Origin of the sequence: Pseudoalteromonas sp. 31A1, assembly GCF_011378815.1 — a bacterium.
GTDB lineage: Bacteria > Pseudomonadota > Gammaproteobacteria > Enterobacterales > Alteromonadaceae > Pseudoalteromonas > Pseudoalteromonas arctica.
In genome coordinates this window covers 75,293-94,796 of the sequence record NZ_WTKY01000017.1, presented here as the reverse complement: position 1 = coordinate 94,796, position 19,504 = coordinate 75,293, and the positions used below count along the sequence as shown (strand labels likewise).

Annotated in this window: 13 protein-coding genes; 8 read left to right on the top strand and 5 right to left on the bottom strand. The window is 38.6% G+C overall.

What is annotated here, in order from left to right; all coding sequences use genetic code 11:
- The first annotated feature begins 637 nt into the window (after nt 1-637).
- Nucleotides 638-2,686, top strand: a complete 2,049-nt coding sequence (locus GQR52_RS15305; protein ID WP_165729000.1) for a TonB-dependent receptor — start codon at nt 638-640, stop codon at nt 2,684-2,686.
- A 132-nt stretch (nt 2,687-2,818) separates the two neighbouring features.
- Here GQR52_RS15305 and GQR52_RS15300 read toward each other — a convergent pair whose 3' ends face one another.
- Both GQR52_RS15300 and GQR52_RS15295 read right to left on the bottom strand, forming a co-directional pair.
- Nucleotides 2,819-3,499, bottom strand: coding sequence for a LytTR family DNA-binding domain-containing protein (locus GQR52_RS15300; RefSeq protein ID WP_165721710.1), 681 nt, complete (start codon nt 3,497-3,499; stop codon nt 2,819-2,821).
- Nucleotides 3,493-5,001, bottom strand: a complete 1,509-nt coding sequence (locus GQR52_RS15295) for a sensor histidine kinase (RefSeq protein WP_165728999.1) — start codon at nt 4,999-5,001, stop codon at nt 3,493-3,495. The genes GQR52_RS15300 and GQR52_RS15295 overlap by 7 nt, the downstream gene beginning before the upstream one ends.
- Before the next feature lie 343 nt (nt 5,002-5,344).
- On the opposite strand from GQR52_RS15295, the gene GQR52_RS15290 reads away from it, so the two are divergent.
- Both GQR52_RS15290 and GQR52_RS15285 read left to right on the top strand, forming a co-directional pair.
- Nucleotides 5,345-6,208 (top strand): ABC transporter ATP-binding protein, encoded by an 864-nt coding sequence (locus GQR52_RS15290; protein ID WP_165728998.1) that lies wholly within the window; start codon nt 5,345-5,347, stop codon nt 6,206-6,208.
- Complete coding sequence (locus GQR52_RS15285) at nt 6,202-9,357, top strand: M1 family aminopeptidase (RefSeq protein WP_240914484.1); 3,156 nt, start codon at nt 6,202-6,204, stop codon at nt 9,355-9,357. Before GQR52_RS15290 ends, GQR52_RS15285 begins: the two co-directional genes overlap by 7 nt.
- Nucleotides 9,358-9,429: 72 nt before the next feature.
- Here the strand turns inward: GQR52_RS15285 and GQR52_RS15280 are convergent, their stop codons facing one another.
- Both GQR52_RS15280 and GQR52_RS15275 read right to left on the bottom strand, forming a co-directional pair.
- Nucleotides 9,430-9,945, bottom strand: a complete 516-nt coding sequence (locus GQR52_RS15280) for an ankyrin repeat domain-containing protein (protein ID WP_165728997.1) — start codon at nt 9,943-9,945, stop codon at nt 9,430-9,432.
- A 136-nt stretch (nt 9,946-10,081) separates the two neighbouring features.
- Complete coding sequence (locus GQR52_RS15275) at nt 10,082-11,608, bottom strand: catalase (protein WP_165728996.1); 1,527 nt, start codon at nt 11,606-11,608, stop codon at nt 10,082-10,084.
- Nucleotides 11,609-12,035: 427 nt separating this feature from the next.
- On the opposite strand from GQR52_RS15275, the gene GQR52_RS15270 reads away from it, so the two are divergent.
- The 5 genes from GQR52_RS15270 (at nt 12,036) to GQR52_RS15250 (ending at nt 18,885) form a co-directional block, all read left to right on the top strand.
- A complete protein-coding gene (locus GQR52_RS15270) occupies nt 12,036-12,710 on the top strand; it encodes an HAD family hydrolase (RefSeq protein ID WP_165728995.1) in 675 nt (224 codons plus the stop codon).
- A 210-nt stretch (nt 12,711-12,920) separates the two neighbouring features.
- Nucleotides 12,921-14,642, top strand: coding sequence for a hypothetical protein (locus tag GQR52_RS15265; RefSeq protein WP_165728994.1), 1,722 nt, complete (start codon nt 12,921-12,923; stop codon nt 14,640-14,642).
- A gap of 60 nt (nt 14,643-14,702) precedes the next feature.
- Entirely contained in the window at nt 14,703-16,226 is a 1,524-nt protein-coding gene (locus GQR52_RS15260; RefSeq protein ID WP_165728993.1) for a mannitol dehydrogenase family protein, read from the top strand.
- A gap of 2 nt (nt 16,227-16,228) precedes the next feature.
- Nucleotides 16,229-17,146 (top strand): carbohydrate kinase, encoded by a 918-nt coding sequence (locus GQR52_RS15255; protein ID WP_007584308.1) that lies wholly within the window; start codon nt 16,229-16,231, stop codon nt 17,144-17,146.
- 269 nt (nt 17,147-17,415) lie between these two features.
- On the top strand, nt 17,416-18,885 hold the full coding sequence (locus tag GQR52_RS15250) for a carbon starvation protein A (RefSeq protein WP_165728992.1): 1,470 nt from the start codon (nt 17,416-17,418) through the stop codon (nt 18,883-18,885).
- An 87-nt stretch (nt 18,886-18,972) separates the two neighbouring features.
- On the opposite strand, the gene GQR52_RS15245 is transcribed toward GQR52_RS15250, so the two are convergent.
- Nucleotides 18,973-19,491: a TetR/AcrR family transcriptional regulator gene (locus tag GQR52_RS15245; protein ID WP_101163235.1), complete on the bottom strand. Its 519-nt coding sequence runs from the start codon at nt 19,489-19,491 to the stop codon at nt 18,973-18,975.
- Nucleotides 19,492-19,504: the final 13 nt, after the last annotated feature.

Sequence of the window (19,504 nt, the reverse complement as noted above, 5' to 3'; positions counted from 1 at the left end):
TTATATTTAAGCCCCCAAGTGTCAGCCAAGCATTTTTTGCTGAACTAAACAGGTAGGTGAAGCTAAAAATAGTTAACCATAAAATGGGTATCATCCACATATTAAATTGCACTTTGTCGGGCGCATCTATGCCTCCCGCTCCGTACCATGCAAAAAAAGCAACGAGAATAAACGCTAGCGCTAGCCCTAAAAAACAACCAGCCAAACTTTTGCCAAGCCAAGTTGGTTTTATTTTTTGCCTTTGTGCAGATGACATTATTTTACTTCCTTGTGTTTAATCAGGCTTACGATCGGAATTATTATTAAAGCGAGCATTATCATTAAAATGATAAAAAATACGGCTGCCGCATTAGAAAAAGCATATAAGGCTAATGGTATTGCAATAACAAAAAGGATAAATGAGAGCTTGCGCCAGCTTTTGTTAATGGGTTTGCTTAGAAGTCGTTGGTGGCGGTTACTAAGATAAAACAGGGATGTAGCAGTAAATAAAATAAGAGAAAGGGTAAGTTGCAACATAAATTAAAACACTTATTAATGATGTTGCTATTCTAAATGATAACTAAACTCAATTGCAACAAGTGTGTGTTTGTGCTATTTTTTCGAAAAATAAAACAACTATCCATAAAAGGAAATAACTGTGGTAGCTTCATTTAAGCCTAATAAACTTTCACTACTGATTACAAGCTCTTTGTTATTGGCTCAAAGTAATGCATTTGCTGATGAAACAAGTCGAGAATCAATAGATACAATTATTGTAACAGGCGAAAAAATCGAAAGGTCACTCAAAGATACGATTACATCGGTTGCAGTGGTAGATAAGTCACTATTAGAAAATGGACAACTAGGTTCGGTTTCAGAAGCTTTGGCAGAAATGGCAAATGTAGTGGTACTTACTGGAGCCGTGCCAGATATGCGCGGTGTGTCGGGTAATGGTGGTGCAACAGGTTTTAACTCATTTAGTGGAGGCTCTAAAGCAAGAGTATCAACGCTTGTTGATGGTGTAAGTCAGCCATTTGTAGCTGATTTAACCGGTGATACAGGTTTGTGGGATATAGATCAAATAGCGGTATACCGTGGACCGCAGTCAACTAGCAATGGTCGTAATAGCATTGGTGGTGCAGTTTATATGACAACCAAAGCACCAACACAAGATTTTGAAGGTGCTGTACGCGTTGGGTATAGAAATCAAGATAGTTACCTTGATACAGCCGCTGTTGTTTCGGGGGCTTTAATTGAGGATGTACTAGCATTTCGTTTATCTACTCAATATGTAAATGGTGAAACCTTTAGCAACCCAACGATACATGAAACCAATCCAACAGATAAAAACTTAAATCAGCTTAATACCAGTAGTACGCGTGCAAAATTACTGTATACCCCAACGACCGATTTAGCTGTACAGCTAACTTACTCTACCTACAGTGAAGAGGGTAATACAGGTCGTAAGTACTTTGAAGGTGATGAACCGTTTGATTATGTACCGTTATTTCAGCGCGATATGGATACCCAGTCAGACACGACCCAGGTAAATATTGATTATAAAATAAATGATAACTTTTCGTTCGATATATTACTCGCTTATATGGATTATGACTGGGGCTTTGAAGCATATGAGGCACTTGCCAGTGCGGAGTCTGATATTTCTATGGATGAAAAAAATATCACAATTGATAGTAAATTAAATTTTGGCTTAAATAGTGATTTTTATTCGGGTTTTGTAGGTATTGCTTATTTTGACCGTGAACAAGACTTTAAAAGCGTTGGTGCAACCAATTATTTTGGTGACGATAGTAGTGACTCTAAAGCAATTTATGGCGAAACAAGCTTTGAGTTAACAAATGAGCTTACGTTAACAGCGGGGCTGCGAGTTGAGCGTGAAGAACAACTTCGTAATTTTGATATGGCTTTTGGTGGCAGCAGATTAGTTGAGCAATTAGATAATTCTAATACGATAAAACTACCTACGGTAGCTGTTCAATATAAAGTAACTAATAACACTACCTTATCGGCAAGTGCTCGTCGTGGTTATAACGCTGGTGGTGGTGCCTTAGATTTTGCTGCACAAGAATACTATTACTACGAGCAAGAATCAGTAAATACCTATGAAGTAGGCTCGCGTAGCGTACTAAATAATGGTGATTTAAATATTAGTGCTAATATTTTTTACAATAACTTTAATGGTTATCAAGCTTTAAGCTCAAGTCGAAAAATCACTAATATTGACGATGCGCATAGCTATGGCTTAGAACTTGAAGCATATAGCATGCTAGGTGAGCAATGGCAGTTACATGCAGGGCTAGGTTTATTAAAAACTAAAATAGATGAATCAGCGACTTATTCAGATGCAGTGGGTAACGAATTAAACTCAGCACCAGAGCTAACTGCAAGTTTAGGTTTATCGCATTGGTTTACAGATAGCTTAAAGTTAAATGTGAGCGCTAATTATGTAGACGATTACTATGGCGATTTAACTAATACAGAAGAGCGTGTTGCCGGAGGTTATACAATTACGCGTGCAACAATAAGCTATAACAGCGATCATTGGTTGGTGAGTGCTTTTATTAATAATGCATTAGATGAAGAAGCATTTACGTCAGTTGAGCCTGCAAGTGGTCGTTACCCAACGGGTTATGTTGCGGTAGTGAATCCTCAAACGTTAGGTGCTTCAGTAACGTATCGTTTTTAACGTGCTTCTAAAATAATGAATTGGAAATTGTAACGCTACTTTTTAAAGGTAAAATAATTTAAAGCCCTAAAGCCCTAAAGCCCTAAAGCATTAGGGCTTTTAAATAAAGGGGGAACTTTAACCGAGCTTAAATTAAATAATGTCGCGCACTTGTTGTTTAAATGACTTGCCAATTTTAACTGACACGCCTGATGCTAGTTGAACGCTTTCATTACTTAACGCAACAACTTTATTTTTGTTAATCACGTAAGATTTGTGGACTTGAATAAATGAAGTATCAAGTTCCTGCAATATGTATTTGAGAGTACTGCTTGCAAGTAATGATTTTTCACCTTGCCATACTCTTACGTAATTACCATACGCTTCAAACATGTCTATATCGCTTAATTGAATTTTATGTTTTTCACGATCGATTTTAAGCGTAATAGTCAGAGGTGCCTTGGGATTTAGCGTTATGTGTTTTCTTTTTTTCCGTACTTTATTGAGTGCTTGTTCAAGGCGTTGCGCAGAGACTGGTTTTAGTAGGTAGTCAGTTACGTCTAGTTCAAAACCGGCTAAAGCATATTCTTGATACGCACTAATAATAATCACTTGTGGTCGATTCGCGAGCACTTTTAGTAATGCAATCCCTGATAGTTCGGGCATGTTTATGTCTAAAAATAACAAATCAATAGATGATGTGGCTAAAGCACATAATGCATCTTTAGCGTTAAGGTATTGTCCGCTTATATTAATATCTTTATGGGCACTTAAATGATGCAGTATAACGTCATGCGCGAGCGGCTCGTCATCAACAATTATTGTGTTTAGCATGCAGCCAGCTCCAATTTAAGTGTGGTTTGCCAAAGGTTTTTATTTTCATTAATAATTAATGTGTGCTTATTTGGATATAAAAGAGTTAGCCTACGGCGTAAATTGTTAAGTCCCATCCCATGCTCTGAATTGTTATTAGGTAGAATAGGGTTAGAGGAAAATAGCGTTAGTATGTTATCGGCCATGGTGATTTTAAACACAACCGTTACTTTTTGTGACGTGGGCTCTACACCATGCTTTATCGCGTTTTCTAAAATCATTATTAACAGTAGCGGCGAAATTAAATAGTGTTGTTGATGTTCAGGCCATTGCACATCAAAGTTGCAGCGCTCAGCGCTTCGCAAACGCTGTAATGCAATAAAACCTTTTAAGTAATTGATTTCTTTTTCTAAACTCACCTGTGCTTTTTGGCCTTCATAAACACTGTAACGCAGTAAATTAGCTAATTGCATAACAAGATCTGGTGCATTATCTGCTTTTTTTAATGTCAGCGCGTAAAGGTTGTTTAATGTATTAAATAAAAAATGAGGGTTAATTTGCTGCTGAAGTAGCATTAGCTCTGTTTTTGTTTGTTGCTGGGCAATGTTGCTAATTTGAACGTGTTGTTGCTGTCGTTCAAACGCTAAAATAATCGGTGTGCTTATAGCTAAAAACAAAAATACGAACTGATAATTTTCAGGGCTGAAAATATTATCATTACCGCCTGGTGTTAAGTTAGCAATGCCTGAGGGTAAATCGTTAATAGGTAACAGTAGCAAGCACGATGTTAATATAGGTGTAAGTACAACGAGGCTTATTAAACTTGCAAACAAAAATATTAATACGCCATGATAGGTTAATACGTAGCGTATTAATAAATATCTATTTAATAAATACACTCCATATACTAATCCGGCACAAACAGTAATTTGCCAAAGGTAACCCAAAAAAGTATCAAACTGTGTGAATACTTTATAAACATCAATAACAGGCTCAATAGGCTGGTTTAACATAGGATCAGTGTGCGTATTGAGTATGCTTGATGTAACTATTGCCCAACCTAAAAGTACTATAAACACGACTGTATCAAGTGAAAACAAGGATTTAAGCCATTTATTACTCAACACATTGTTATTTTTATTAGTGCGTTTAGTAATAAGCCATATACCACTTGCAGATGCGCACAGTGTCCAACATTGTGCATCAAGGTATTGCCATTGCGAAAAGTTAAGAAGTTGGTTATTAAATACTAGCAAGAGAGATGGATAGGCTAAAAAGCCTAACAGCCAAACTATGATTGCGGGTGTAAGTAATAAACGATATGCAAACGCATGGGCAATAAAAAAGGGAATACACTGTAAAAAAAGTTGAATATTAATAGCCAGATATTGGCTAGTTGAATCCATATGTGATGACAAAAAGCGTATATGAGAGTCGAGCATAATAGCGGCTATTAGCGGTAAAAAAATTATTAGCTGGGTAATGCTAAAGCGTTGCCATATTGGTGTATTGGCTTGCTGCATATGTGACTCCGTTTTTATTATAGTTTCTGAGCGGGTACGCTTAGATAAAATTGTCTTTTTATTTTAAACATTACCTTTGCACAATTCACTACGCTGAGCGCGCTAGTTTATCCATAAAACTGTTTCAATCATAATTTATTTTTAAAATAATTATTTTATTTCATAGGGTTAGTAACCGTTTTAAGCATACTAGGCCGTTTATTTAAATGATGAAAGGTCATATTTAAATGACCAACGTTACTTTTTTATGTTCATCATTTATTTCAATACGTTAACCATTATTTTCTCGCTTGTATTGACTTGCTTTCTTAAGCTGGTGCTATACCAATTAAGGATGAAACTAATGCTTACACTGAAAAATATCAACAAAAAATACGCAGATGGTACGCAGGCTTTGAATGATGTGACGATCACTCTACCCGCCGGTATGGTCGGTCTACTTGGCCCTAATGGAGCGGGTAAATCAACACTTATGCGCACACTCGCGTGTTTACAAAATGCCGACTCCGGACATATTAATTTTAATGGCCTTGATGTGATTAGCCAACCAGATGCGCTTAGATCGCAGCTAGGCTATTTACCACAATATTTTGGTGTGTATCCCAATATGAGTTGTCGGGCGTTACTTGAGCATATTGCCGTATTAAAAGGCATAGATGGTAATGCACGCAAAAACCAAATTAATAGTTTACTTGAGCTAACCAATTTGACTCAGTTTGCTAATAAAAAGGTCGTTAATTTTTCGGGAGGAATGAAGCAGCGTTTTGGTGTGGCTCAGGCTTTGTTAGGTAACCCAAAGCTAATTATTATGGATGAACCCACTGCTGGGCTTGATCCCGTGGAGCGAGAAAGTTTAAACAATTTACTCGTTAGTATTAGTCAAAATAGGTTGGTATTGTTATCGACCCATATTGTTGAAGATGTAGAAAATTTATGTCACTACGTGGCCATTATAGATCAAGGAGCACTCATACAAAGCGGTGACGTAAAAGAGTTACTAGTTCCTTTAGAAGGTAAGATTTGGCAGCTCGAAAGTTTACCTACGGGCATACCAACTCAGCATGTATTAAGTAAGAGCCATCGCTATGGTAGAGCGTCATTTCGTGTGTATGCAGACACGGCTCCTGCACACAATGCAATAAATTCGCCCGCTACGCTTCAAGACAAGTACTTTTTTGCACTTAATGAAGGAAGTCAAACATGTTAATTTTTAATGAGTGGCGATATGCAGTGCGCCAACCACTTGTTTGGCTGTGCATTATTATCCCTTTGGTATTTGCGGTTATGTTGTCCTCTGGGCTTGCAGCAGTTGAAGTTGATTCGTTAAAACAATTTAAGTTAAATATTACAATGCTACAAATGATGCAGTTACCTGTGCTTGTAGGAGTATTGGCACCCGTTATATTTTTACGAGATCAGCACGCGTCAATGCAGGAGCTTATTTATGCTACGCAAACTAGTTTATTTAAGCGCAGTTTAGCAAGAGTATGCTTACTGATTTTCTTGGTTTTTATTATCAGCTTAATTAGCGATTTAGTAATGATATACATGCATGTAAGGCAATTGGGCTATATACCAAATGTGGTTTATTTTACTGTATTTAATAGCTTTTTAGTATTGTTACCAAATAGCTGCTTTTTAGTTGTTATTGCCTTTTTTGTTTGCCATAAATCAGCTAATTCATTACCCAATTATGTTGTTTTTACGGTGTTGTGGATAGGCTACATAATGCTTGCAAGTATTACCGGAAATCCAATGCTTGCTGGAAGTAGTATTATAAGCAATCGCTTTTATACATTATTTGTTTGGCTTGACCCTTTTGCATACACTGCCGTAATAAACAGTTTAACCAATTCATTAGGGGCTTCATTTGCTATTAATCGCGTTGTTGTGAGTATGCTTGCTGTTGGTATTTTTTATATTACTTTTAGTAAAAATAAAAAACACACATTATTAAAGAGTAAAAAAACTAAAAATACTAACGAATACATTCGTTACAACACGTTAAAACCCGCTGAATATAAAACAGCGAGAGTCACGCAAAAGCCATTTTTGATGATGGCCAGTTTATACAAAACTACGCTGGTTAATTTGGTTTCACACCCTGTTACTTTACTGATTATTTTTGTTTGGCCGGTGATGGTTTTTAATAGTGTTGCCTCGTCGTCTGGTTATGTTGAACCAATGAGTGTTATGAGCACCACAAGCCTTGATGCAATTAGCTATTATGCATTTGATATGCAATTGTTGTTTGGCACTTTATTAATGGCTTTGTGGAGCTGGCAAGTAAGCTGCTTTGCTAAATACTATAATATAGCTGAGCTGATCGCTGCTACACCGCTCAAAACATATTACTTTTTAAACAGTCAGTTATTGGTCCTAGGTACTATGATATTGGTTTTTTTAACAATGAGCTTATTAGGGGCAAGTGCAGCTCAGTGGTTTTTACACAGTGCATATCAATTTGAAGTACATTTAACCATTTTATTTTTGATGGCAATTGTGCTTGCCATTATTGCGTGTGTATTTTTGTGTGTATTTAATTTGTGTCGTTCGCAGCTTATTGCGGGTTTGCTAATTGCTGTTATTTTACTGATCAAATTTACACCGATAATGACTTATCTTGGTCTTACGCATACATTGTGGAGTGTTGGTTGGACGCCTTTGCAGGCACCTGATAACTTTTGGGGTTATCGTGCAAGTATAAGTAGTTATTGGCCTTATATATCAGTTTGGTTAGTTGCGTGTATAAGTTTAGTTATAATTACGGGGATTTTTAATCACCGAGGTGCCGGGTTGAGCCGAAGAGTAATGGGGGTTAAACATTTTTGGTTACTTATACCTTTACTTATCACTGTGGCGCTATTTACTCAATTACATTTAAGACTGGTTGAGGAGAAGCCTTTAACCAACTCGCATAAACGCGAGGCATTTAAAGCACAATACGAAAAAGCATTCTCACAATGGCGCAATGTAGCACAGCCAAGCATTATGCACATTGATGCTAATGTAGACTTTTATCCGCATCAGCAGCAAGCTCATTTTTCCTTAATATATACCTTAAAAAACACCCATCAAGCCCCTATTAAAGAGATATTGGTTGGGCGCTCTGGTTTTTATAAATGGGCCGATATTGAAATCGATGGCGCGCAAAGGGCTAAAAGCTTTCCCTTGCTTAATCAAGCTGTGTTTAAGTTTGAGAATGAAATGCAGCCAGGAGAAATACGTAAACTAGTTACACGGTTTGATGTTCATCAAGCTAAGCTTTGGCCAGTAAGAGGCCATCAGATAATAACCTCTGAATTTAGCTATATACGATCAGCGCCTTTATTGCCGACTGTTGGCTATCAAGATAATTATGAATTAACCGATCCTATACTTCGTCAGCAACACGCACTTAAAGTGAAGTCGGTGATTAGACCCACGAAGCTATTTGCTAAAACGGCGAAAGCAAGTACTCATTACCAGTGGCTTACTATGTCGAGTAAAGTGAGTACAACAAGGGGTTATCAGGTTATAACCCAAGGAGAGGAAATATCACGTACCAGCAAAGATGACCGCGAAATATTTCATTTTGAGACTCGTACACCCATAAATGCAATCCCAGCTTGGGTGACGGTGCCTTATTCCCCTGTTACCAAACAGCAAAATGGCGTGATATTAAACGTGTTTGCTAAAGATAAAAACGAGCCAGCACGAGCGGAGTCTATAGCTGTAAACCTTAGCGCAATGGGCGATACAATAAAATGGCTTAATAATATAAGCCCTTATAGAGCAAAACAATTGAGTTTAATAGGCTCGCCTAGTGTTGGTGCTACAGGTTATGCATTGCCGCAACTTATACTTATTGAAGACAGTGTTGGTTTTAGATCAAAGCCAAGCGCTAATGCAGGCTTTGATCAACGCTATCGCCGTGCGGTTCATGAAACCGCGCATCAATGGTTTGGCCATGATATTGGTAATGGGGTATTTTCAGATAGCGCTTTTTTAGTGGAGTCTATGGCAAAGTATATTGAGCTTGTTGTTATAGAGCAGCGTTATGGGAAAGCAACAATGCAAGCGCTGGTTGAGTATGAAACAACACGCTATGAGCAAAGTATGCTGATGAACATAAAGGAGCGATCAGCCTTAGTTGATGCTACACAAAGCTTTGACCAATATTCGCAAGCAACTATTGTCTTTGCTAAGCTACGCGCTGCTATTGGGGATGAACCCATTATTAATGCGCTCAAGTTGGTTTGGGAAAATCATGGTTATCCAAACAGTCCCGCCAATTCTATGGATTTTATACGAGCATTAAAACATGAAGCTGGAAAAGAACAAGAAAGCTTAATAAACACACTGTTTTTAGAGTAAGTACGTTTAATTTGAACATATATTTAGTAAATCAAAAGCCCTATTATTTTAGGGCTTTTTGTTGCGTGCAGATTATTTTGCATTACTTACCTGTGCTAGTAACTCTATAACTTTTTGTTGACCAAATGTTTGTGCAAATTGCTCTGCCGTTTGACCTGCTTTGTTTTGATGCGCGTTGTCGCAATCAAGTGATACAAGTGTTTTAGCTATACTAAATTCACCTCTAAAAATAGCAGCCATAAGCGCTGTGTTACCTCGGTTATCTTCTAAACAGGCATTAGCGCCTAAGTGCAAAAGCGTGTTTACCGTGTTTTTATTGCCATGATAAGTGGCAATCATTAATGCGGTGTAACCTTTATTGTTGTAGCTGTCGATAGGAATACCGGCATCTACAAATTGCTCTATTACGGCTGTATCGTTTGTACGAGCTGCGGCAAAGTAATAAGCAAATAAGCTTTGGTATTGTGTTTTTGCAGAATGTTGGCTTTCAACTTGCGTACTGGGTGTTTGTGTACTTGGGGTATTTTGAGCGTAAACGTTACTGGTAAAGCTCAGTAGTAGAGCGACTATAATTAATAAATTACGCATAACAATTGTCTCTTATAAAAAGAGGAAGGGGGGGTTATCCCTTCCTCATAATTGTGGTTGCTTATATAGCAGCTTGCTTAGTTGGGACTAATTTTTACAACTGATTACTTACAGCTAGTTAATTACAACTAGCTACTTACAAGTTAGCTGCTAGTTGTTTAACCATTTTAATATCGCCGTTTACAGCTTTAGTTAAACGTGTACCGTACTCACTGTCTGCTTTGTAAAAGTGGCTAAGCATTTTGTGTTTAACATTGCTGTTTTGCACTTTGCCTAAATCGCCTGCAAGGTTATTAACGAGGTTTGTACGTTCTTGCTTGCTAAAACCACGGTATAAAACACCGGCTTGCGCGAAGTTTTGTTGCTTTTTAATCGCGGCTTGCTGTACGTAGCCTTTAAGCTCGGTTTGGCTTCTACGTGCAATTGGGTTTTCAGCAACGTTTTCTTGACTTGGCTGGTAGTTTACATTGCCTGTAGTGTTACCAATATTCATTGCGCCGTCTTGGTTGTAGTTAACTACTTCAACTTTTGCACGGTTAATTGGCAATTGCTGGTGGTTAGCACCTAGGCGGTACATTTGTGTGTCTGCGTAAGAAAATACACGGCCTTGTAATAAGCGGTCTTCTGAAGGCTCAATACCCGGAATAATGTTTGATGGCGCCATAGCTACTTGTTCCGTCGATTGGAAAAAGTTAGTTGGCATGCGGTTTAACGTAAGTGTTCCCGCTTTAACTTCTTTTACATCTAACCACATTTTTGTTGCATCTAACGGGTTGTAATCAAAGTCATCAAGCTGTGATGGATCAAGCGTTTTAATGTACAGATCCCATTTAGGGAAATTACCTTTATTAACTTCAGTGTATAAATCGTGAGTTAAGTGCTGGAAATCTTTACTTTGCACCTTTGCTACTTCTTTTGCGTCAAGGTTATCAATGCCTTGTTGGCTTACCCAATGAAACTTAACGTATTTAACATCACCCGATTTATTAATCATTTTGTATGCATGTACACCCCAACCGTCCATTTTACGAAGACTTGCTGGTGTACCGTAGTCGCTGTAAACCCACGTTAGCATTTGTGTAGAACCTGGTTCGTGTGAGAAAAAGTCAAATACACGGTTAGGATCTTGAATGTTATCTACCGGAGATGGTTTCAAAGAATGGATCATATCTGGAAATTTAATCGCATCACGTATAAAAAATACCGGTAAGTTAAGGCCGACTAAATCCCAGTTACCTTCATCAGTATAAAACTTAATTGCAAAGCCGCGTGGGTCACGCAATGTTTCTGGGCTGCCTTTAGAATGAATTACTGATGAAAAGCGAACAAATACGTCTGTTTCTTTACCTACTTCTGAAAAAGGGGCTGCAATTGTTAAATCGTCTAACTCTTTAGATGCTACAAACACACCATGTGCACCAACACCACGGGCATGAACAACACGCTCAGGAATACGCTCACGTGCAAAGCGTTGTAGTTTTTGAATTAGTTGTACGTCTTCTAGTAATACACTGCCACGTTCGCCAGCAGTAATCGAGTTTTGGTTGTCGCCAACAGCTGCGCCGTTATCTTTAGTAAGTGTTGTTGCTGCGCTTGCCGGTAATGCCATTGCAAGTGCTAGTGCAGTTAGTGTTAATTTTGTTTTGTTTATTTGAGTATTCATTGTCGACCTCATCTATTTAAAAGTGCCGGCAGTGGTGCAGGCTGTTAATCTGTTAACGATAGTATTGACTTTATTAACTTCGGTAAAACTGATTAATTAGATTGATGTGATTTGTAAAACAGATGAAATAAATTAACAGGAGCACTTTTTACGTTAACGGAATTTTTTTACTACGACCTTGGTCGCAATATGCTTTTATAAAGTTGATTAAATACAAAGGTTTTTAGTTTTATCTGAGTGTATTTTCACCAAGCTGGTGCGTTTTATACTTACAGTGTGTTGACATATTCGTGCAATAAAGGGAATATGCTCAATCGATGGGCTTATGCTCATTATTGAGTTACACTAAAAAGCTGCACAATATTAATCGCGCTTAACTCGTTATACTTAAATTAGCTAAACCAAACAGTTTTAATAAGGTGACAAGATGAATACTAACATTGAGCTAGTGATATTTGATTGTGATGGCGTTGTTATTGATAGCGAAATTTTAAGCGCACAAGTACTCATTAATATGCTTGTTGAAAAAGGCGTTGATATTGACCGTGCTTATGTACAGCAACACTTTTTAGGCTGCAATTTTAAAACAGTAAGCCAAAAAATAGCGGATGCATTTAATGTCACTCTTCCTGAAAGCTTTGAAGGTGACTACCGCGAAGCACTGTTAAACGAATTTGAAACCGGGCTAACCACGACTGACGGTATAAAAGACGTACTTAACAATTTAGCTGTGCCTATTTGTATAGCTACTAGCAGCAGCCCAGCACGCACCGCAAAAGCGTTGAGCGTAGTGAGTTTAAGTAAGTACTTTAGCGATACGGTTTTTACCAGCAGCGAAGTTAAGCGTGGCAAACCAGCACCCGATTTATTTTTACATGCAGCTAAACAAATGGGTGTAAAGCCAGAGCATTGTTTAGTGATTGAAGACAGTAAAGCCGGCGTAAATGCAGGAATCGACGCCAACATGCAAGTACTGCATTACAGCGGTGGGCAACATATGCAAGGCTCTGTTAATCATGTGCACAGTGCTTACCCAAATGTTGATCATTTACCGCATTGGCAAGATTTTTTTAGTGCATACCCTGCACTTAAAAAGCAGTAAACACGCGGCTTTTTAAATAAACAAAGTTTTAAACGTGATTTGCTCGCCTTACACACTGACAGGCAAGCAAACGCAAAATATAAATGTAGATGGTTTTGCTTTACTAAAAATAAAACAAGACATGGCGAAACATCATGCGTTTATAAGCCAAATTATAAAAGGCAAAGTATTTAGGTATTAAATCTTTTGCTGTTAACAATAGGAAATACCATGGCAACGAGTCCACACACACAAACATTTAAAGATGTAAACGAAGAGCAACTTCCTGTTGCTAATAATAAGCTTCACGGCTGGAAACATTTTGCAGGGCTATATGCTGGCGAACATGTTGCGGCTACTGAATTTGTTATTGGTGCAACGTTTGTTGCATTAGGCGCTTCAACCATCGACATTCTACTGGGTTTATTAATAGGTAACCTGTTAGCAATGTGTTCTTGGTGGCTGATTACTGCACCCATTGCAGTAGAAACCCGCTTAAGTTTATATAACTACTTAAAAAAAATCGCTGGTAACTCAATGACCAAGCTCTATAACTGGGCTAACGTGGTTATTTTTAGTGTTATATCGGCCGCGATGATCACGGTATCCTCCACCGCCGTGCGGTTTTTGTTTGATATACCTGCACAACTTGATTGGTATCCAAATAGCTTTTGGTTTGTAGCCATTGTTTTAGCTGTTGGCTCTATTGTTGTGTTTGTTGCGATGTATGGCTTTTCTACGGTTGCTGACTTTTCGAAACTGTGTGCGCCGTGGCTATTTGTTATATTTATTGCAGGTTCGTTCGCGTTATTCCCTGAGCTTTCAAATCACGTATTAGGTTCTACCTCTTTAACTAGCTTTAGCGACTTTATGACCATAGGCGACTCCTCCATATGGACGGGCACCAATGCCGATGGTGAAAAAGGTATTGGCCTATTAGAAGTGATTGGCTTTGCATGGGCTGCTAACTCAATTACTCACTTTGGTTTAATCGACATGGCTATTTTTAGATTTGCTAAACGCAAAAGCTATGGTTTGTTTTCTGGTGTGGGCATGTTTTTTGGTCATTACTTAGCGTGGATCTCTGCCGGTATTATGGGCGCAGGTGTTGCGGTATTACTTAAAACAACTATTTCATCACTTGATCCGGGCGATGTTGCATACCATGCATTAGGTTGGACTGGTTTTGTTATTGTAATTATTGCCGGTTGGACTACAGCTAACGCAAACCTTTACCGTGCAGGCCTTGCAGCACAATCTATATTTGTTAATCAATCACGTGAACGCACAACCGCTATTGTAGGTGTTGTAACCGTGATTATTGCGTGTTTCCCGTTTGTATTTTCACAAATGCTTCCGCTACTTACCTACGCAGGCTTATTAGTTGTGCCAGTAGGCGGCATTGTGTTTGCTGAACATGTGTTATTTCCTAAAATTGGCCTAACACGTTACTGGGCTAAATATAAAAACATTACTCGCAGCGTACCGGCTATAGCATCTTGGGCGTTAGCGCTTGTGTTTGGCTTTGGCTTAAACGCAATTGATGTAATGTCGTTTTACTACTTGTTTATTCCTACGTGGATTTTCACAATCGTTATTTATACGCTTTTAGCTAAAAAATACGGCGCCGCTGAAGATTACACACAAGAGATTGAAGCAGAAGAGCAAGAGCAACGTGATATTAAAGAATATCAAGCTGCTGAAGCTAAAGACATTCCAAAGCCAGTAATTGACAGCTCTGTATTTACCAAAGTACTTAATGCGGTTTCTACGGTTTCACTGGTTATTATTTTTATATTTGCCAGCCAGGTGATGTTTTTCAGTGAAACTATGAGTATGTACAGCGCTAATAAATCGCAATTCGAAATAGCCTGTTTTATTTGTACTGTTATTTATTTTGTTACTGCGTACTGGTCGTTAAAACGCCATAAAGTACTCAATACAGCATCGTAATTACTTATCGTAATACAGTATCGTAATTTATATTTTATTTTTGTTTAGTAAGGTCGCACCATGACGCAACATCAACACACTGACGCTCTAGTTACAGGGCTAAACCAACAAAGCTTGGCTCAATTACCAAGCCATGTTGATACACCAACCTACGACCGTAGCGCAGTTAAAGCCGGTATTGTTCATATTGGCGTGGGCGGTTTTCATCGTGCTCATCAAGCGGTATATGTTAACGAGCTTTTAAAAACCCCAGGCTCTGAGCAATGGGGCATATGTGGTGTTGGCCTTTTAGAGGGTAATCGTGGTCTGCGTGATATTTTAAAGCAGCAAGATTACCTTTATACGCTTACTGTTAGACACCCAGACGGTAAAATAGATAACAAAGTAATAGGCTCAATGATCGACTTTTTGTTTGCTCCAGAGGACAAACAAGCGGTAATTAATAAGTTAGCGCACAGCGATACTAAAATTGTGTCGCTTACTATTACCGAGGGCGGCTACAACTTTAACCCTGCAACGGGCGAGTTTGATTACAGTAATCCAGATATTATTAACGACATTAATAACCCGAACGACCCAATTACAGCGTTTGGTTACATTACGGCTGCGTTAAAACTGCGTAAAGAGCAAGGCTTAGGCGCATTTACAGTGCAGTCGTGCGATAACATTCAGCACAACGGTAACGTAACACGCAAAATGCTTTTAGCCTTTGCTACAGAGCAAGACAAAGACCTAAGTGAGTGGATTGAGCAAAACGTATCGTTTCCAAATGCGATGGTTGACCGTATTACACCGGTATCTAAAAAGAGTGATATTGATTACGTGGTTGATGCATATGGTGTTAGCGACGAGTGGCCAATTACCTGTGAGTCGTTTACACAATGGGTAATAGAGGACACATTTAGTGACTCTCGTCCAAATTGGGATGTTGTTGGTGCTCAGTTTGTTACTGATGTAACGCCTTATGAAACCATGAAAATACGTTTACTTAATGCAGGGCATTCTGTACTTGGTTTATTAGGTTCAATCCATGGCTATGGCACTATTGATGAAACGGTATCGGATGAATTATTTGCCACATACCTGCGTGCTTTTATGGATAAAGAAGTAACGCCAAATCTTGAACCACTTGAAGGCATTGACCTTGAAAGCTACAAAGATACGTTAATAGAGCGTTTTGCTAATCCTAATATTAAAGACAGCCTAGCGCGTATCTGTAGTGAAAGCTCAGCTAAACTGCCTAAGTTTTTAATTGCCACAATTAACGAAAACCTAGTACAAGGTCGAGATGTATCACTGGCAACGCTTGTTATTGCAACTTGGTGTTTATACAGCGATAAGGGTTTAAGTGAAAACGGCGAAAAGCTTGAAATTCAAGATGCGATGCACAAAGAGCTTAATTCTTACGCGCAAGAGACTCAAACTAGCCCGTCTGCACTTTTAAAGTTAACGAGCTTGTTTGGTAAGCTTGAGCATAACGAAACGTTTACTGCTGAATATAAAAAGTCGATTGCTGCGTTGTATGCACCTAATAGTAAAATTAAAGCCATTATGCAGGCTGTACTTGATCAAAAGAGTAACTAATTATGAGCATTTTAATTAATCATAAATCAGGCGAAAACGTAAGTGTTAGCTGCTTTGGCGAAGTGCTGTGGGATTGTTTTGATTCAGGTAAACGCTTAGGTGGCGCGCCACTTAATATGTGTGTGCGTATCAACTCACTAGGCATTAAAGCCGATATGATCAGCGCTGTTGGCAACGACGAGTTAGGCGCTGAGCTACTAGGCGAAATTACTAGCAAAGGCGTAAGCTGCGAATACATTGCTATTAATAGTGACAAAAAAACCAGCACGGTTGAGGTAACACTCGACAGTGGCGGCTCAGCAAGTTATGAAATAGTGGCAGACACTGCGTGGGATAATATAGCGCTTACTGATGAGTTACTTAGTAAAGTTAAAAGTAGCGATGTATTTGTATTTGGCAGCCTAATTGGGCGAAGCGAAGCGTCACTGGCAACATTAAATCAACTAGTTGATGTAGCAAACTTTAAAGTATTTGACGTAAACCTACGTGCACCGCATTACAAGCTAGAAACACTTGTAGATTTAATGAATAAAGCAGACTTTATTAAATTAAACGATGAAGAGCTATACGAAATAGCAAAAGCGATGGGTTGTAAGTTTCATTCGCTTGAACAAAATTTAGCGTTTATAGCACAGCAAACAAATACCGATTACTTATGTGTAACCAAAGGTAGCCACGGTGCTTTATTAACAATCAAAGGCGAGAATTTTTATAATTCAGGTTATTTAATTAGCGTAATTGACACTGTTGGCGCAGGGGATTCGTTTTTAGGTTCGTTAATTTATCAGCTTTGTAGCAACGACGACGCGCAATATGCCGTTGACTTTGCATGTGCCGTTGGAGCAATGGTCGCCGAAAGTTCTGGCGCAACACCTACTTTAACGCATCAACAAATTAGTGAGTTTATGAACCCACTTTAAAAAACATTGTGTGTGAAAGCGGTTATAACGTAAAAGTTTAACCGCTTTTTTTGTGCCCAAAATAAGACGTGTGTAATAAATATTCAATGTGGAGCGTTAAGTGTGCAGGTTGCGTAAATAGTGGCTTATATCGATTATTGTATTAGCTAAACGTCTTATTGTTTGAGGGTTGAAGCTTTGTTATTGTTCGTCGATTATTCACGGATTGAAAAGGCGGGGCGACACACAATGCGCTCTATAACTAAAATACAAAAAGAGAAACGTGCTTTATGATCATCTTTTTTATCTGCCTCACTATTTTAATACTGGGCTATAAGTTTTACAGCCCATTTGTTGAAAAACAAGCCGGTTTGGATTCAACTGCTGACACACCACAAAAACGCTTTAGCGAAGGTGTGGATTACGTAGCCATTCACCCAGTAAGAGCATTTTTAATTCAGTTTTTAAACATTGCTGGCGTAGGCCCAATATTTGGCCCAATTTTAGGTGCTTTATACGGACCAGTTGCACTAGTATGGATTGTACTGGGTAATGTTTTAGGTGGCGCTGTACACGACTTCTTCTCAGGTGTAATGAGTATAAAAGAAGACGGTAAAAGCCTACCAGAAATCGCAGGCCATTATTACAACGTCGTATTTAAAGGCTTTATGCTTGTATTTACTGCCATGCTACTGTTTTTTGTAGGTGTAGTATTTATTATGAGCCCTGCAGGTTTGCTAAGTAACCTTGATTTTTTTGAAGGTACAATACTGGCAAATAATACCTTTTGGGTACTCGCTATTTTAGCGTATTACTTTTTAGCTACCTTGCTACCAATTGATAAAATCATTACTAAGTTTTACCCAATTTTTGGTGCGCTAATGATTGTAATGACAGTGGCAATTGCTATTTCATTACTTATTAATGCGCCGCACTTACCGGTACCAAGTGACTTTTTAGCTTACTTTGAAGCTGATCACGCACATGACTTTTTAGAGCCAAACCCTGATGGATTACCAACATGGCCATTGTTATTTATAACAATTACCTGTGGTGCTATTAGTGGTTTCCACTCTACTCAAGCGCCAATTATTGCGCGTTGTTTAACTAACGAAAAATACGTACGTCCAGTTTACTACGGCGCTATGATGTGTGAAGGTATTGTAGGTTGTGTATGGGCACTTGCTGGTATTGCAGCGTTCCCAGATGGTTACGTGGGCTTAAAAGCATTGCTTGATCAAGGTGGTCCAGGTTTAGTTGTTAACCATGTAGCTAACAGTTACTTAGGTGTATTTGGCGGTATAATGGCAATTATTGCAGTAGCCGTTTTCCCAATTACTTCTGGTGATACAGCGTTCCGCTCATTACGTTTAACCGTTGTTGATGCGTTTAATATTCCGCAAAGTTTACGTAACCGTTTATTAGTAGCGGTGCCTATACTTGCTATAGCGTACTTTATGACGAAGCTCGATTTCTCATTAATTTGGCGCTACTTTGCATTTTCAAACATGCTGCTTTCTACAAGCGTATTATGGCTTGCCACTAAGTACCTGTTTGACCGTGGTACATTCCATTGGATTGCCAGTGTTCCTGCTGTTATAGCAACTGCGGTAACGGTTTCTTATATTGGTACTGCCGCAATTGGTCTTAACTTATCAAGTGATTTAGGTAAACCTATTGGCGCTGTAGTAACAGTGATTGGCTTAATTGTTTTAGCTATTGTGCACTCTAAGCATAAAGTTAAACCAACAGCGGTTTAATAATAATCACATAAGTTATTTCAAGCATTAAAAAAGCGAGCTATTCATAATGAATAGCTCGCTTTTTTTGTGTACTAAATTTAGGTATTACTGAGTTGCAAGTTCAAAGTAACTGTTATCGTCGAGCGTTTTGCTTATCATCATAGCACCCTCAAGCAAGCTCACTGTTTGAATAGCCGCTTTAGTAGGGTTGAGTTCACCATTAGCTAAATGCGCAGCGCTAAGCCATGTTAAATTTTGATTAAAAAAGCGTTTTACTTCAAGGCGTACTTTATCTGGAAGGCTATCGCTTTCGGCTCCTAGCAAACCACATAAACACATTTTACGATCGGTTACTAATGCACTTCTAAAAAGCTGAGTGTACACATCAATAGGATTTTTACCGCTTGCTTTAAGCTCGTTTGGCTCGCCTAACGCAGCTAAAAAAGAATTAGTATATTGATGAGCAAGCTCAGCACCTAAATCGGCCTTAGTCGGAAAGTGATAGTGCACACTGGCGCTCTTAATTCCAACTTCGCTTGCGAGCTCTCTAAAACTAAAATTACTGTACCCGCCAAGGCGCACCTTGTTTTCAGCTGCTTTTAATAACGCTTCTTTTTTACTCACTTTTAATATTTTC